A 13,295-nucleotide genomic window follows, 5' to 3' on the forward strand; every position below is an offset into this window, starting at 1 on the left:
CTCAGCGCCTCGATAGCGCCGGCCGCGGCCACAAGCCGGGCGGCGCGAGCGCAAGCCCGCTATACTGACTATTACGCCCTGGCGCCCTCCGAGACAGATGCAGGCGCCGCCATGCACCATGTCGGCAACTGCTTCCAGACCAATAGCGCAGTCGAAGCCGCGCGCGGCATCCGCCATTGGACAGGCGCTTGCGCTGGAGGCCATTGATCGTTGCGGGAGCCTCTGCGGCGAAGGCGCATAAAGGAACGCGCAGAGCCGCCCCGCGATGCATCGACGGTCAGGGCCTTATTTTGCGACGAGCCGGGCCGCTCGTCCGCGCTGTCAGCATACTTATCAACGAAACCAAGTCCGCGACCCGTTGCGGCCAAAGCCGCTCACGGCCCCATCTCCTGCAGCGCCGTCAGCGACTCAGGCAACACCTGCCCGCCATCGATCACCAGCGTTTGGCCGGTGATGTAGCCGGCTTCGTCGCTGGCGAAAAACAGCGCGGCGTAGGCGATGTCCTCGACGCGCCCTAACCGGCCTTGTGGGATCGAGGCCGTCATCTGCGCCAAATATTCTTCACCGAGCGCGTCGAGTCCTTCGGTGCGCACATTGCCCGGCAGAACGGCGTTGATGGTGATCCCGAGCGGCGTCAGTTCCAGCGCCGCCGTGCGCATGAAGCCGAGCTGTCCCGCCTTGCTCGCCGCGTAATGCGTCCAGCCGGGATAGCCGGTGATCGGGCCAGTGATGGAGGAGGTGAGCACGATCCGCCCCCGACCGCTACGCGCCAGCGCAGGGACGCAGCCCCGCACGCTCAAAAAGGCGCCGGCAAGATTGGTGGACAACACCTCGTTCCATTGCTCCAGCGTCATCTCCATGAGCCGTGCGGCCGGAAAAACGCCGGCGTTGGCGCAGAGAATGTCGATGCCGCCGTGCCGCTCGAGCGCCGCGGCCGCCATCCGCTCGACATCGCCCGGATTGCCGACGTCGGCGGCAAAACCGCTGGCGCGTCCCCCTTCCGCGCGAATCGCCGCCGCCGTCGCCTCGGCCTGCGCGAGGTCACGGCCAACCACCAGCACCTGTGCGCCCTTGGCTGCAAAAACACGCGCGACGCCACGGCCGATGCCCCGGCTGCCTCCGGTGACGACGACCGACCGACCGGCGATGGAGGTGAGCATATGACGAGCCCCTCTCGGCTTGCGAGGTTAGATGCTGCGCGGAGCTCCGCCCGGCCAATCGCCGCGGGAGGCGCCGCGCCTCCACTGAAAGAAATCAGTATTTCGCGACGACGGGCGCGGCGCCCCAGTTGAAGTGGTAGTTCAGGCCAACACGGACGACATGACCGTCGAAGCGCGTGCGCACCTGAGTAGCGTTGGCGAACAACAGGTTCGTCAGCTGCCAATCAGTGGTGATCGCGACGGGATAGGCGGCGGCGCCGAGATCGTAAAAGAGATATTCGATCTTGGCGCTCCATTGCGGCCAAAACATCCATTCCAGTCCGCCGCCGGCCGTCCAGCCGACCCGCGTCTGCGAAAATCTCCCCTGACTGGCGCCGAGCAACAAAAAGCCGGAGAAATCATTCGGCACATGTTGGAAAAAACTCGTGGTGGACGTCGCCTGGCCGTAAGCGAGTCCGCCCGTCGCATAAGCAAGCAATGTCGGCGTTACGAGATAACCGAGCCGACCGCGCACCGTGCCAAGAAAATCAAGCGACTTGCCGCTCGCAACGCTCGTCAGCAGGTTGAGGCCCGGCGCCGGCGTGGGCGCGAGCGTCACGACGGCGGCGGCGCCGTTCGAGCTGGCGACGCCCTGGATGTCCGTTTCTAGTCCAGCGAGAAACGCGCCGTTGAATTGCACATCATAGCCGAGTTGGCCGCCGCCAATGAAACCGGCGCCATTCGTCGAGACGCTGCCGGTCCCTGCGATGGCTGCAGCCGCCGCCCACGGGACATTGCCGGCGCCATTGATGAGAAAGGGCGCCGAAGCGAAATTGGTCCCCGTGCTTGCGTTCCATGCGCCGCCCGCATTCAAACCCGCATGGAAACCGGTCCACACCGGCGGCGGCGGCGGAAGATAGGCCGGCGGCGCCTTGAGGGAGGGCAAATCCGCGGCGATCGCCGATCCCGTTGCGAACGCCAGCGCCATAACAGCGCCTGTCAAGAATTTACGGGCCATCATTGTCCTCGCCGTTACGAACTTCAGAAGGGCTCGATGGCAAATGAGCAAGGCGAGAGGCGTTTCGCAATTCCAACCTTTCGCTTCGACCGCGCGTTTACGCCGTTTCGTGACGGATGTGCCTTTTCTGCAACAGCGATTGCGCTTTTTCTGGCCGCATTGCTGCGACGAGACGGCGCAAACGCCGTCGAAGACGCTGCGCCCCTCAACGCGCTCCGTCTGTTGCTGCGGCAGTTAGAAAGCCCGCTTGTCCTGATTCTGGTTTTTGCCGCGGCGGTCTCGCTCATATTGCGCGAGTAGGTCGACGCCACGATCATTCTGGCGATCGTTCTCGGCAGTTCGCTGCTTGGGTTCGTTCAGGAATATCGAGCCTGCAGGCGCCCGCGCGATGAGCAGGCGCGGCATGGCGCGACATCGGCTCGCGCATGCACGCCAGTGCGGAAGGAGCAATAAGCAGCGATGAACTGGTGATGTCTGATCGAATATTTCGGGTGCGCAACGCTGCGTTTTTTGTTTATCCTTGCATCGTTTGGAGATCGGCCTGTTCCTTGGGCTAGACGAAATTTTTTGATGGAGAGCGCTATGAGTCATTTCGCCATAAGAGCCTTTCTAATCGCCGTCGCCGTCACCGCGATGATGCTGCCCGCAAACGCAAAGCCGAAAATCGCGAGCGGCTCGAACTGCAACTCCAATTGGGTGAACAATCAAGGCGCGATGGCGTGCTTCATCCAAGGCGAAGAGGAGAGTCGCGCCGGCGCCCGCCATCCGCACTATGTGGCATGCGCTGGCGGCGACATATTCTGTTGCCAGGACAATGACAGCGGCGCTCAGAATTGCGTCGCCCAGGCGCAGTCCAAACTGCCTTCCCGCGCTGTTTTACTCAACGCCGTGCGGGCGGCTCAGCGGGCGCGAGTGAAAAATTAGCCTACCGTCGGCGGGTTGGCGGCCCGCCGTCAATCGCCTTCACGTCTGGCTGCGCGACCCGGCCATGACCGGCAATCCAGCTGTCTCGATCGTGTGACGCGCGATCATCGCTTCCTCGTCGGTGGGCGTCACAAACACGGGAATGCGGGATTGCGGCGCGGAAATCAGCGGACCATTGCGCGCATTGGCCGCCGCGTCGAGCGCTAAGCCCAACCAGCCGAGGCCCTCGACCACGCCGGCCCGCACGCGCGGCGAATGCTCTCCAATTCCGGCCGTAAACACCAGCGCGTCGAATCCGCCGATCGCCGCCGCGAGCGCCGCGATCTCCATTTTGATGCGATGAATGAAATAGGCGATCGCGGCTTTGGCGCGGGGCTCTTGGGACGCCTCGAGCGTGCGCATGTCATGCGAGACTTCGGAGAGGCCAAGAAGACCCGAGCGTTCATAAAGAAGATGCGACAGCTCCTGGGGAGTCATCGCGTCGCTCTGGAGCAAATAAAGCAGCAATCCAGGATCGATCTGTCCGCAGCGGGTGCCCATGGGCAGGCCTTCCAGCGCCGAGAAGCCCATGCTGGTGGCGATCGAACGCCCGCCTTTCATCGCGCACAGCGACGCGCCATTGCCCAGATGCGCGACGATGACGCCGCCCTCGGCGTGGATCGGATCAATCATGCGGAGGCGTCGGGCGATATACTCGTATGACAATCCGTGGAAGCCGAAACGGCGCAACCCGCGCTCATAATAGGAATAGGGAAGCGCATAGGCGTCGTCGACGAAGGCGTGTCCGCGGTGGAAAGCCGTATCGAAACACGCGACCTGCGGCACATGCGGAAAGGCGTCCCTGGCCCCTTCGATTCCGGCAAGGTTATGCGGCTGATGCAGCGGCGCCAGCGGGATCAGTTTGCGTAAGTCCGCGATGGCTTCCGCATCGACAATGATCGGCGCGGCGAAGCGCAGACCGCCATGCACGACTCGGTGCCCGATCGCGCTTACCGCCGCCGCCGGGTAGGCGTCTTCGATCCATTCGAAGATCGCTGCAAGCGCCTGCTTGTGCGTGAGCTTGGCGGCGAGCGGCCTGTCGCTTGCGTCTCCATCGACAATGGCCGCGCGAAAGCGCGGCTTCGCGCCGAGCCCCTCGACCGCGCCGGAAACGATCAGCCGCGGCCAGTCGGCGTCCGCCGCAAACAGCGCGAATTTCACCGAGGAAGACCCGGCGTTAAGCGTGACGACGCGATCGGCCATGTCCCCTCACGCCTCCCGGCAAGCTACCAAACGCGGCGACGCTTCTCTGCTTCGAACGTCTTTCCAAGGTAGACCACGCGCTCCAGCCGCAGGTCGCCCTTGGGAAGGAAAGCGTCCGGGCGCGGCTGCAACTCGCCGTTCTCGAATTCAAGGCCAAGCAGCGCATATGCGGCCGACAACATGCGCGCCGCCGCGCCGGTGTACCAGCTCCACCCGCCTCGCCCTTCATAGCCCTCGCCGTTATAGACGTCGGCCGGCTGCTGATGCGGCGGCAGGCCGTAGATGTCGGCGGCGGCCGGCGTCGCGAGCTTGGAGATCGGCGAGATCGCGATCCACGTCTCGAAGGCCCTGCGAAACAGTTCGTCGGCGGCGCGCGAGTCGCCGTCCTGTTGCGCCTGCGCAGCGAGCTTCGCCAGCGCGTCGATGAACCAGGAAACGCCATGCGAATATTGGCCGCCGTTTTCCCGCACGCCCGGCGGATATTCGGCGCTGCGCCCGGGATAGGGCTGCGAGTGTTCGTCAAAAGGCGGATGGACGAGCAATACGCGATCGCCGAGACCGAGAACGGCCAAGGCGTTCTCGATCGCCTCGCGGCCGCGCGCGGCGTCGACGGCCCGCGCCAGAGTCGGCCATGAGGACGTCATCGCGCTCATCGGCGCGACTTCCTCGCCATCATCGGCATAGGCGCGGATGTAGCGGTCGCCGCGCCAACAATTCTCAAGCGCGCTCCGAAGCTTCGTGGCGCGTTCGCGATAGCGCTCGGCGCGGTCGGCGTCGCCCTTCGCCTCGAACAGCGGCGCGATGTCGAGGAGGATGCCGTGCAGGAAGAAGCCAAGCCAAACGCTCTCGCCGCGGCCTTCCTCGCCGATGAGATTCATCCCGTCGTCCCAGTCGCCCGAGCCCATCAGCGGCAGGCCATGCGCGCCGAAACGATCGAGCGTCCAGTCGATGCCGCGCGCGCAGTGTCCGAGCAGCGTATCCTTGTCGCGCGACGTCAGCGGCACGGTGGCTTCGCCCTCCTGATCTTTCGGGACAGGATTTGCCTCGAGGAAGGTCTCGACCTCGTCGAGGATGGCGTAGTCTCCACTCCCGCGGACATAGCGAATCGTCACATACGGCAACCACAAGTGCGGATCCGACGCATGCGTGCGGTCCGCGAGGCCTGTGCCGCCGTTGGGCGCGCGATGCCACCATTTGCAGGCGTCGCCCTCGATGTATTGATGCGCGGCGTGCAGCAGAATTTGAGCCCGGGCGCGCTCCGGCGCGAGATGGATGAGGGGTATGACGTCCTGCAGCTGGTCGCGATAGCCGGTGGCGCCGGAACGCTGTGAAGGACCCGTGCGTCCCCACAGTCGCGCGGCGAGCAATTGATACGGCAGCCAGTCGTTGACGAGGCGATCGAACTCGGGACGATTGGTCTTGATGCGCAATACGGACAATTGATCGTCCCAAGCGCGCGCATTCGCCGTGAGTTCGGCGTAGGCATGGTGAGGATCGCGCGCATAATCGGCGAGCCGTTTCGCTTCTTCGATCGTCGTCGTCTGTCCGAGCGCCACGACGACGACCGCTTCTTCTCCCGCCGGCACGTCGATCGCGCCGCTGAACGCGGCGACTTTCCGTTCATGCGCGGGCGCGCCCGCGTCCGGATGGCCGTGCTCGACCATGTAAGGCAGGTACGGGTCGCGGCTCTCATGCCCCAAGAAGCGGCGACGCGACGTCTCGGCGAATTCCGCCGGTATCGATGTCGTCACAAAGGCCCAGCCCTGCACGAAATTGTTGCGAGGATTGCGGAAGTAAATCGAATGCACATTTTCGTCGATGATCGATTCCAGCACGCCGAGACTTTCGTTCGGCGTTTCCGCCAGTACAATTTCCATTGACGGCGTTATCTGCAGCAGACGCTCATGGTCGGTCTTGTTGCGGATCTTTAGGATCTTGAACTCGATCGGCTGCGTGGGGCTGACGAAAACGGTCATTTCGAGCTGAAGATGATCACGCTCGGAACGATAGACGGCGACGCCCGGCGAAAACGTCACCTGATATTCCGCGTCGCGACGGCGCAGCGGAACGAACGTCGGACTGTGCGCGTCGGTTCGGGCGAGATCATAGACGTAGATCCTTTGCCCGGCCGGCGCCATGCGGCCCTCGCCCATGCGAAAAGGGGTGAAGCTGTTCAGTCGCGAATTGCCGTGAAAGGAAAAAATCTCGCCGTCATTCGTGAGCACCGCGCCTTGTCCGAAGGCGTTGGCGATGACGTGGCCGAAAGGACGCGGCGTGCCGGGCGCCAGCGTGACGCTTTGGCCGTCTTGAGAAAAGGCGTAGCGCGGCTTCTTGGGCGGGGGCGGCAGGATGAGCCCGCGGCGGCGCGACAACGCCCTGTTCAGCGTCTCAGGCGCAACGGGCGCGATCCCCAGATGCCGTGCAATGGAATCCGTCGCGCGTCCCATGTCGCGCGCCCATCCGTCGACGATGATCAGTTCCGTCGCGCCGGCGGCCGCAAGTTCGACCTCAACGCGCAGACTGGCGCAGGGCTCGAAGCCATAGAGCAGACCTTCGTCTTTTGGATCACGGGGCGCCGCCAGTCCAAGCAGGCTGTCCGGCGCATCGGTCGATCCCATTCCGTAGAAATGCGACTTCACATCCTCATAGCCGACAACGGAGATCTTCGCGCCAGCGCCGGCGCCGATGGCGTGAAAGCCGATCTCCGGGGACAGTCGGCGATCGGATTGGCGCCGCGCCCCGCCCTTGAGCAGACGGTTCTGGGCGCAAATCGCGTTCAGCGATCGAACGTACCAAGTGCCGATGTGAATCGCGTTGTACGCGGCGTCGCGAAGCTCGACGCCGGTTTCGTTCAGCACCCATTCACGCAGCGTCGCGAGCATCAATTTACGATGGCGCTGCTCGAGATTGATAATCTTGAGCTGGGTGATCTCGACCGCTTCGTCGGCGGCGAGCGAGACGCGCGCTTCGATCGCGAATCCGTTGCGCTCCGCCATGAAGAACAGGCAGTTCTCTCCAGCGTCGGTGAGCGACGCCTGAGTGGCTCTGCAGCGCGTCGGCGCCTCGCCGATCGACCACAGCTCGCCGCCGTCTTCACGCAGAAAAAGGAAACGTCCGCGCGGGTGGGCGTGATCGTCCGGGCGTCGCGTCAAGTCGATCGGCGGGCCGCCGCGCGCCACGCCTTCAATGCGCATGGCCCCCTGCCCGTCCTGAAACCACTCGCTGACCATCAGCCCGTTGGACAGTTTCAACGGCCGCGAGCCCGGCACGCCGCCAGCCCCGGTAATGCCTTCAATCGTCACTTTCTGCGCGCGCGCAAGCCGTCCCAAAAGGAAAATGACAAGGCCGAAGGCGACAAGGCCGGCGTAGATCAGATATCCGCTGACCAGATAGGCATAGGATGGCGGCCGCGTTTGCGACATCTGCTCGGCGGCGCTCCACGCCTTGTCCCATTCGACGCCGCGCGGGATATAGAAGGGCAACAGCAGCGGCGCCCAGGTGCCAAAGCGACGGATGCCTTCGGGGATTGCACGGCTTGTTTGCGCCTTTCCAAGAAAGCGCGCGGCTTTCTCATCGGCGACGTCGCCGCCGACGAAGGACAGATTGACGAGCGTCGCGACGCGCAGGCCCATGTGGTCGAACCAGATCAGCACCCGCAGCGCGTCATAGGCGAGCAGCGCGGTGAAGATATCGAGGCTCCAGGCGCGAAAATCCGAGTCTGGCAGGATGTAGCTCATCCAGCTCGCGACGCCGGTGCGGATGAGTCCGTCCTGATTGTACCAGGCGGGGTCGGGCGAAGCTTTCAGGAAGGAATAGATCACCGGCGCCATCCACAGGCCCCAGCGCAAAACGCGCACGGCGTTTTCGATGAGCATGTCGAGGCCTTGCCAGCTCGCCAGTTGGCGAAGCGGCTGCAGGCCGCGCTGAACGAGCGCCGTAAGGAAGAAAAGATTGATCGAAAAGAGCGGCGCGGCGAACACCCATTGGATGACGCCCGAGAGCGACTCGTCGAACAGCAGCCTCACCCCGCCATCGACCCTGCCGAGATTCGTCGCACCCCACTTCGAGAAGAGCGGACGAATGACATATTCGTTGATGGGACGTCCGTCCGCGCCGTAGTCGAGCGACGTGTAGGCGAAGAATTTCGCCGTAATGTTCTCGACCTGTCCCGCGTCGAGATACCAAGCGACGGCGCCAGCGACGAGCGCGCCGAGAAGCGCGCCCAGCGAATAGACGCGCCAACTGCGCAGATGCTGCCGGCGCCCTTGCGTCAGCGCCGCGAAATCAAACGCCGCATCGACGCCGGCATAGGCGAGCGCTCCCGCGACCGCGCCGAAGAGAAACCGCCCGCTTCCGCTCGCCTCAGGAAGCCCAATCATCAGGGCTAATCCGATGGCCGCGCCGGCGACCGCGCCGCGAAAATAGTTGGAAGGATGCAGATAGAGCTCTTCGACGCGCGCAAAGAAGGGCGGAGTCGAATCGGTGCTCTCCACGATTGCGCGCGCGAGAGGAAAAAGCGCGGCGCCGATCAGCGCGCCGCCGATCGGGCCGGAGGCCGAAATGACGGCGACGGCGGGCGCAAAAGACACGACCAGTCCGACCGAGAGCAGCAGCGCCATGAATACGAAGCCATAGACGGCGCCCTTTTCGGCGCCGGTCCGCCAATCATGGAACACCACGACCTGCAGGGACGGCGTCTGGCGCAAAAGGCCTGCCATCGCCTGGGTCACGAGATATGTTTGGCCCCATAATCCTGCTTGCGCGAGCGCCGCCGCCCCCGTCGCGATCAGCGCCGTCACCGGATAGGGCAAATAAGGCGCGACGAAATACGAGACCGAGGTCGCGATATAAGGCGTCAACGAGGCGACGAAGGCCGAGGCGAGCAGAATGCTATGCGGACGCCACTGCCGGGGCAGAAAGCGACCGAGCGCGAGGGGGATGCCGACGACGATAGATTCGTTGAGCAGAAACAGGACCAGCGTATGCCCGACGATCTTTTTGAAGGCCTCCGGAACGTCGAGGCCAAGGAGCAGCGCGCCGCCGATCTGGGTGACGGGCGGCGAGCCGAGAGCGATCAATAGGCTGAACTGCAGCGGCAAAACGAAAAGCGCCGCGCGCACCGCCATGCGCGAACGCGCTCTCAGCGTGACGACCCCGGCAAGGTAGAGAATTGTGGCGGTCGCCGCGCCGACTGGCGAGAGCCGGAAGAGTTCGGCGAAGGTTTCCGGCGATCGCCACAACAGGCCTGCGCGGTCGCACAGCAGGGTAAAAGTCGCGACAGCCAGGAAATCCACGGCGAAATCGGCCGCTTGGCGGGCGCTTTCCGAGGAGCGGCGGAGCACGAAAATCGTCGCCCCGGCGAAAAACCCGGCCACGATCGCGTGTTCGCCGCCGCCAGCCGCCTCCAGCGCCGCAAAGACCGCAAAGCCGATGCCGATCATGATGCGCTCGAACAATGCGCTGTTGACGTCCGATTCGCCGTGTTTGACGGCCATGGATTTCCTCCGCGCCTGTGTCGAATCCGGCGTTTTTTAACGTTAATGCCCGGAATCAGCGGCTATCGTATGGAATCCCTTGCCGGAGGCGGGAGAAAAAGTCGACTCCCGCCTCCCTTCGTCGCGCTTGCGCTTCGCAGCGCCGCCGAGAGCCGCTATAGTCCACAATGGTTTAATGCCCCGGCCGCGCAGCGAGGGCCACAGCGAGTGGACGACATGGAAGAGCCCCTGCCCGCGCCGCCAGCCGACACGCGCGACGCCGACCCGCCCCACGCGTCCACAACGCCCGCCGAGCGTCTATCGCTTCTTGTCGAGCGCGAGCGAGTCGCCCGCAAGGGACCGGCGGGTTCGCTTGACGAGCGTATGGCCAGTCTTTCCGGCGCGCTGCGCCGTGCGCGACTCGAGAATGCGGAGCGCTCCGCCGCCATTTCCGATTTGCGCGCCGCGGAAATCGCCCGGCTGGAGATGCTGGGCGAGGCTCTGTCGCCGGTTTTGGCGCAGGTGCCGCGCGATTGCGACATTTTCGACGTTGGCGTTGCGCCCGCGGAGCGACCCCGCCTGTTCATCGACCACATCGGCTTCGTCGAGATGGATCGCGAGAGGCGGACCTATCGCTTTCTCCAGGATACGCGTCACGGCCGGGTGACGCTTCGCGAAAGCGACAGCATCGACGACCTCGTCGAAGCCATCACCGCCTACATCGCGCATCGCCTGATCGAGCGCGAAAAGGCGCTCGCGGTCGATTATGCGAGCGGCGGCGCGGCGCAAGCGCTTGGCGTGAAGGTCGCCGCCGCGCGCGAGAGGGCGAACGCAGGCGATAACGACAAATCCTTCTCCGAAAAAACGACTCGCGCAGCCGCGTTCATCGCCGAGTTTTTTGGCGCCACCGCTTTCTTCGCATTCTTGGCGGTCTTGGCGGCATGGATCTATCGCGCCTATCTCGCAGGCTAGCCAGATCCGTAACCGCTCGCGCCGCAGCGGCGCTGTTAAAGCCCAAGCGGATATGTTTCTGGCGCGCCCGTTTTACCGCCAACAGCGAGCGGCGTTACGGCATGAGTTTCCTCAAACCAAACATAGGCGTCGAACTGTTCCGCGAGCACGGCTTCGAAATAGTGGCTCGTTAGTTCGCTTTCAGGCCGGTAGACCACGCCGATCGCACGCTCCAGCATCGGCTCGCTTAACGCATCGACGAGCGCGTGCTTGGAAGAGGCGCGCCAGTTCGTCAACGAGCGTGCGAGCCCTGTCTTGCGGAATGCATATTCATAACTGTCCTCGCGCGCGGCGCGCACGGTCTTGATCTCCATCGGCTGGCCCCAATCGCTTGCCGCCGCAACCGTACCGCGATCGGTCCCGAAGCCAATGAGCACGGAGGCGTTGTCGTAGGCGGTGCGGCAGAGTTCTCCGATGTTGAACTCTCCCGCCCAGCCCATCGCCGTGGCGGCTGCGTTGCCAATGTGCGAATTATGCGCCCATACGACCGCTTTCGCCTCGCGACCGCGATGCGCCAGAACCGACTGAAGCGTGGAAAACATGTGGCGATCACGCAAGTTCCAGGATTCGCGCGCGCCGCGATACATCGTCCGATAATATTGTTCCGCCGCGCGTACAATCCGCGCGTTTTGCGCCGCATCAAAAAACGCCTCTCCGTCTTCTTCAATGTATGAGAGCCGCTTCGAGAGCAGTGCGACGAGCTGCGTGGTCACTTCATCTTCGCATGATTTCTGCCGGCCTCGGAGAACGGCTCGGCCATAATCCACGGGCTCCGCTTGCCAGGGCGTGAGGCAGGCGTAGCGCCGACGCGCAGCTGCGGCTTCGTCGGTATCGATGCGATCCAAATAGTTGACGACGACGTCAATCGAGGCGCCGAGGCTATACACGTCGAGGCCATGAAATGAGACGCGGCGCTCCGGCGTCCTTCCCTCGTTGAAGCGCCTCAACCAATCGACGAAATTCATGACCTCCCTGTTGCGCCACATCCAGATTGGAAATCGAGTAAACGCTTCTTCTCGAAATGGGTGGGGCGCGCGATGCCGAACGTAACGGTCAATCCGCGCCGCGTCCGGCCAGTCCGCTTCAACCAATACAATAGTGAAACCATGCTTTTCGATCAGCTCGCGCGTTATCGCCGCGCGCGCCTGATAGAACTCGGACGTTCCGTGGGTGGCTTCGCCAAGCAGAACGATCCGCGACTCGCCGAAGCGGGAAAAGAACCGGCCGAACTCTTGCTCCCGCTCGGGAGCTGGAAGAGATTCGCTCTCGCTCGCGAGCGCGCGCGTTATCGCGGAACGAACGCTTTCCCTGTTAAGCGTCGAGGACTTCGTAGCGAACATTCGCCATGTCCTTCTGCGAATCTTCCGCTCTGCTTATATGTTTCAAGAATCGCCTGCGGCCACGTCGGCGCGCCGCATGGCCAACCGATCTTTCGGTTCAATGCAAGCTCAGACGCGACGTTCGCCCGAACCCTCAATAGGAATCGGCCGCTGAGCAAGAGCGAAGACGTCCAAGATTTCACAGATCAACGGATTCGAGTTCAACGACCTCGCCAGCCTCGTTCAATCCACGCCTGCGCAGCGAAATCCTGACGCCGTCCCCCATGCCCTCGATCTGGTAAAGATTATAGGCGGCGCCTGGATAGTGCCCGCCGGGCCGGGCCGAAGCCGACGCGACGCCCACGACCGGCGTCGTGGCGCCGGGCCCTGGCAGACGATGCAGACTGGGCTTGTGATTGTGCCCATGCAAAATGAGCTCAGCGCCATGACGGGCGATGACGCTTTCGAATTCCGCCGCGTCTTCGAGCCCGCGCAGCCGCCTCGCGCCGCCGACATGCGGCGGGTGGTGTAGGCAGACGACGCGCGCAAGTCCTTGCGCTTTCGCGCGCTCCAGCAGATCCGCGAGCGCCGCCAGCTGAGTCGCCCCGAGCCGCCCGGAAGCAACGAAAGGCGCCGTCGGCACGCCGGTGTCGAGACCGATCAGCGCGACGCCGCCGCGCCGGCGTAAATAGGGAAAGCCCCCGCCTTCGCTCTCGCTGCTCGTCCAAGGCGCGAAAACCTCGTGAACGAGATCCGTCACGCTCGCCACATAAGCGTCGTGATTTCCGGGCGTGAAGCTCACGTCGCTTGGCGCGCCCAGGGAGGCGAGCCAGTCTTTGGCGAGCGCGATTTCGCCGGGAAGTCCGATGTTGACGATATCCCCGGTCATGACGACATGGTCGGGCGCCTGGGCTTTGATGTCCGCGACGATCTTGCCGAGCACGCTCATATCGTGCTGATCGCCGCGTTTATAAAGCCAGTTCACATAGCCCGTGACGCGCTTGCCAAGCAGCTCGGCGAGATTGGGCCGAGGAATTGGGCCGATATGCGCGTCGGAAAGATGGGCGAGCCGGAAGTTCAAGAATCCTCTCTGACGGCCGGGCGGGCCGCGCGGCGCTTTCCTCATCGGGATGGGTCAGCGACACTAGTGCTTTCGGGCGTCATTTGC

At 63.8% G+C, this 13,295-nt stretch carries 9 protein-coding genes; 3 read left to right on the forward strand and 6 right to left on the reverse strand.

Annotation, left to right across the window (positions count from 1 at the left end; all coding sequences use genetic code 11):
* Positions 1-374 precede the first annotated feature (374 nt).
* Both fabG and NEI07_RS05575 read right to left on the reverse strand, forming a co-directional pair.
* Complete coding sequence (fabG, locus tag NEI07_RS05570) at positions 375-1,160, reverse strand: 3-oxoacyl-ACP reductase FabG (RefSeq protein ID WP_256033255.1); 786 nt, start codon at positions 1,158-1,160, stop codon at positions 375-377.
* A 94-nt stretch (positions 1,161-1,254) separates the two neighbouring features.
* The gene (locus tag NEI07_RS05575) at positions 1,255-2,160 is read right to left on the reverse strand and encodes an outer membrane protein (protein WP_256033256.1); all 906 of its coding nucleotides are present in this window, start codon (positions 2,158-2,160) and stop codon (positions 1,255-1,257) included.
* Between the two features lie 33 nt (positions 2,161-2,193).
* Between NEI07_RS05575 and NEI07_RS05580 the strand changes: the two genes are divergently transcribed.
* Together NEI07_RS05580 and NEI07_RS05585 are read left to right on the forward strand one after the other, a co-directional pair.
* A complete protein-coding gene (locus tag NEI07_RS05580; protein WP_256033257.1) occupies positions 2,194-2,457 on the forward strand; it encodes a cation-transporting P-type ATPase in 264 nt (87 codons plus the stop codon).
* 282 nt (positions 2,458-2,739) lie between these two features.
* A complete protein-coding gene (locus NEI07_RS05585) occupies positions 2,740-3,081 on the forward strand; it encodes a hypothetical protein (RefSeq protein ID WP_256033258.1) in 342 nt (113 codons plus the stop codon).
* 39 nt (positions 3,082-3,120) lie between these two features.
* On the opposite strand, the gene NEI07_RS05590 is transcribed toward NEI07_RS05585, so the two are convergent.
* Both NEI07_RS05590 and NEI07_RS05595 read right to left on the reverse strand, forming a co-directional pair.
* Positions 3,121-4,323, reverse strand: coding sequence for an acetate/propionate family kinase (locus NEI07_RS05590; RefSeq protein ID WP_256033259.1), 1,203 nt, complete (start codon positions 4,321-4,323; stop codon positions 3,121-3,123).
* Positions 4,324-4,346: 23 nt separating this feature from the next.
* Complete coding sequence (locus tag NEI07_RS05595) at positions 4,347-9,818, reverse strand: GH36-type glycosyl hydrolase domain-containing protein (protein ID WP_256033260.1); 5,472 nt, start codon at positions 9,816-9,818, stop codon at positions 4,347-4,349.
* Between the two features lie 216 nt (positions 9,819-10,034).
* Here NEI07_RS05595 and NEI07_RS05600 point away from each other — a divergent pair, with 216 nt between their 5' ends.
* Positions 10,035-10,769 carry a hypothetical protein gene (locus NEI07_RS05600; protein WP_256033263.1) on the forward strand — a complete coding sequence of 245 codons (735 nt, stop codon included), beginning with the start codon at positions 10,035-10,037 and terminating at the stop codon, positions 10,767-10,769.
* A 35-nt stretch (positions 10,770-10,804) separates the two neighbouring features.
* Here NEI07_RS05600 and NEI07_RS05605 read toward each other — a convergent pair whose 3' ends face one another.
* Both NEI07_RS05605 and NEI07_RS05610 read right to left on the reverse strand, forming a co-directional pair.
* A complete protein-coding gene (locus NEI07_RS05605) occupies positions 10,805-12,148 on the reverse strand; it encodes an erythromycin esterase family protein (RefSeq protein ID WP_256033266.1) in 1,344 nt (447 codons plus the stop codon).
* A gap of 178 nt (positions 12,149-12,326) precedes the next feature.
* Complete coding sequence (locus NEI07_RS05610; RefSeq protein ID WP_256033269.1) at positions 12,327-13,208, reverse strand: metallophosphoesterase family protein; 882 nt, start codon at positions 13,206-13,208, stop codon at positions 12,327-12,329.
* Positions 13,209-13,295 lie beyond the last annotated feature (87 nt).

It is taken from the genome of Methylocystis suflitae, from assembly GCF_024448135.1.
Taxonomy (GTDB): domain Bacteria; phylum Pseudomonadota; class Alphaproteobacteria; order Rhizobiales; family Beijerinckiaceae; genus Methylocystis; species Methylocystis suflitae.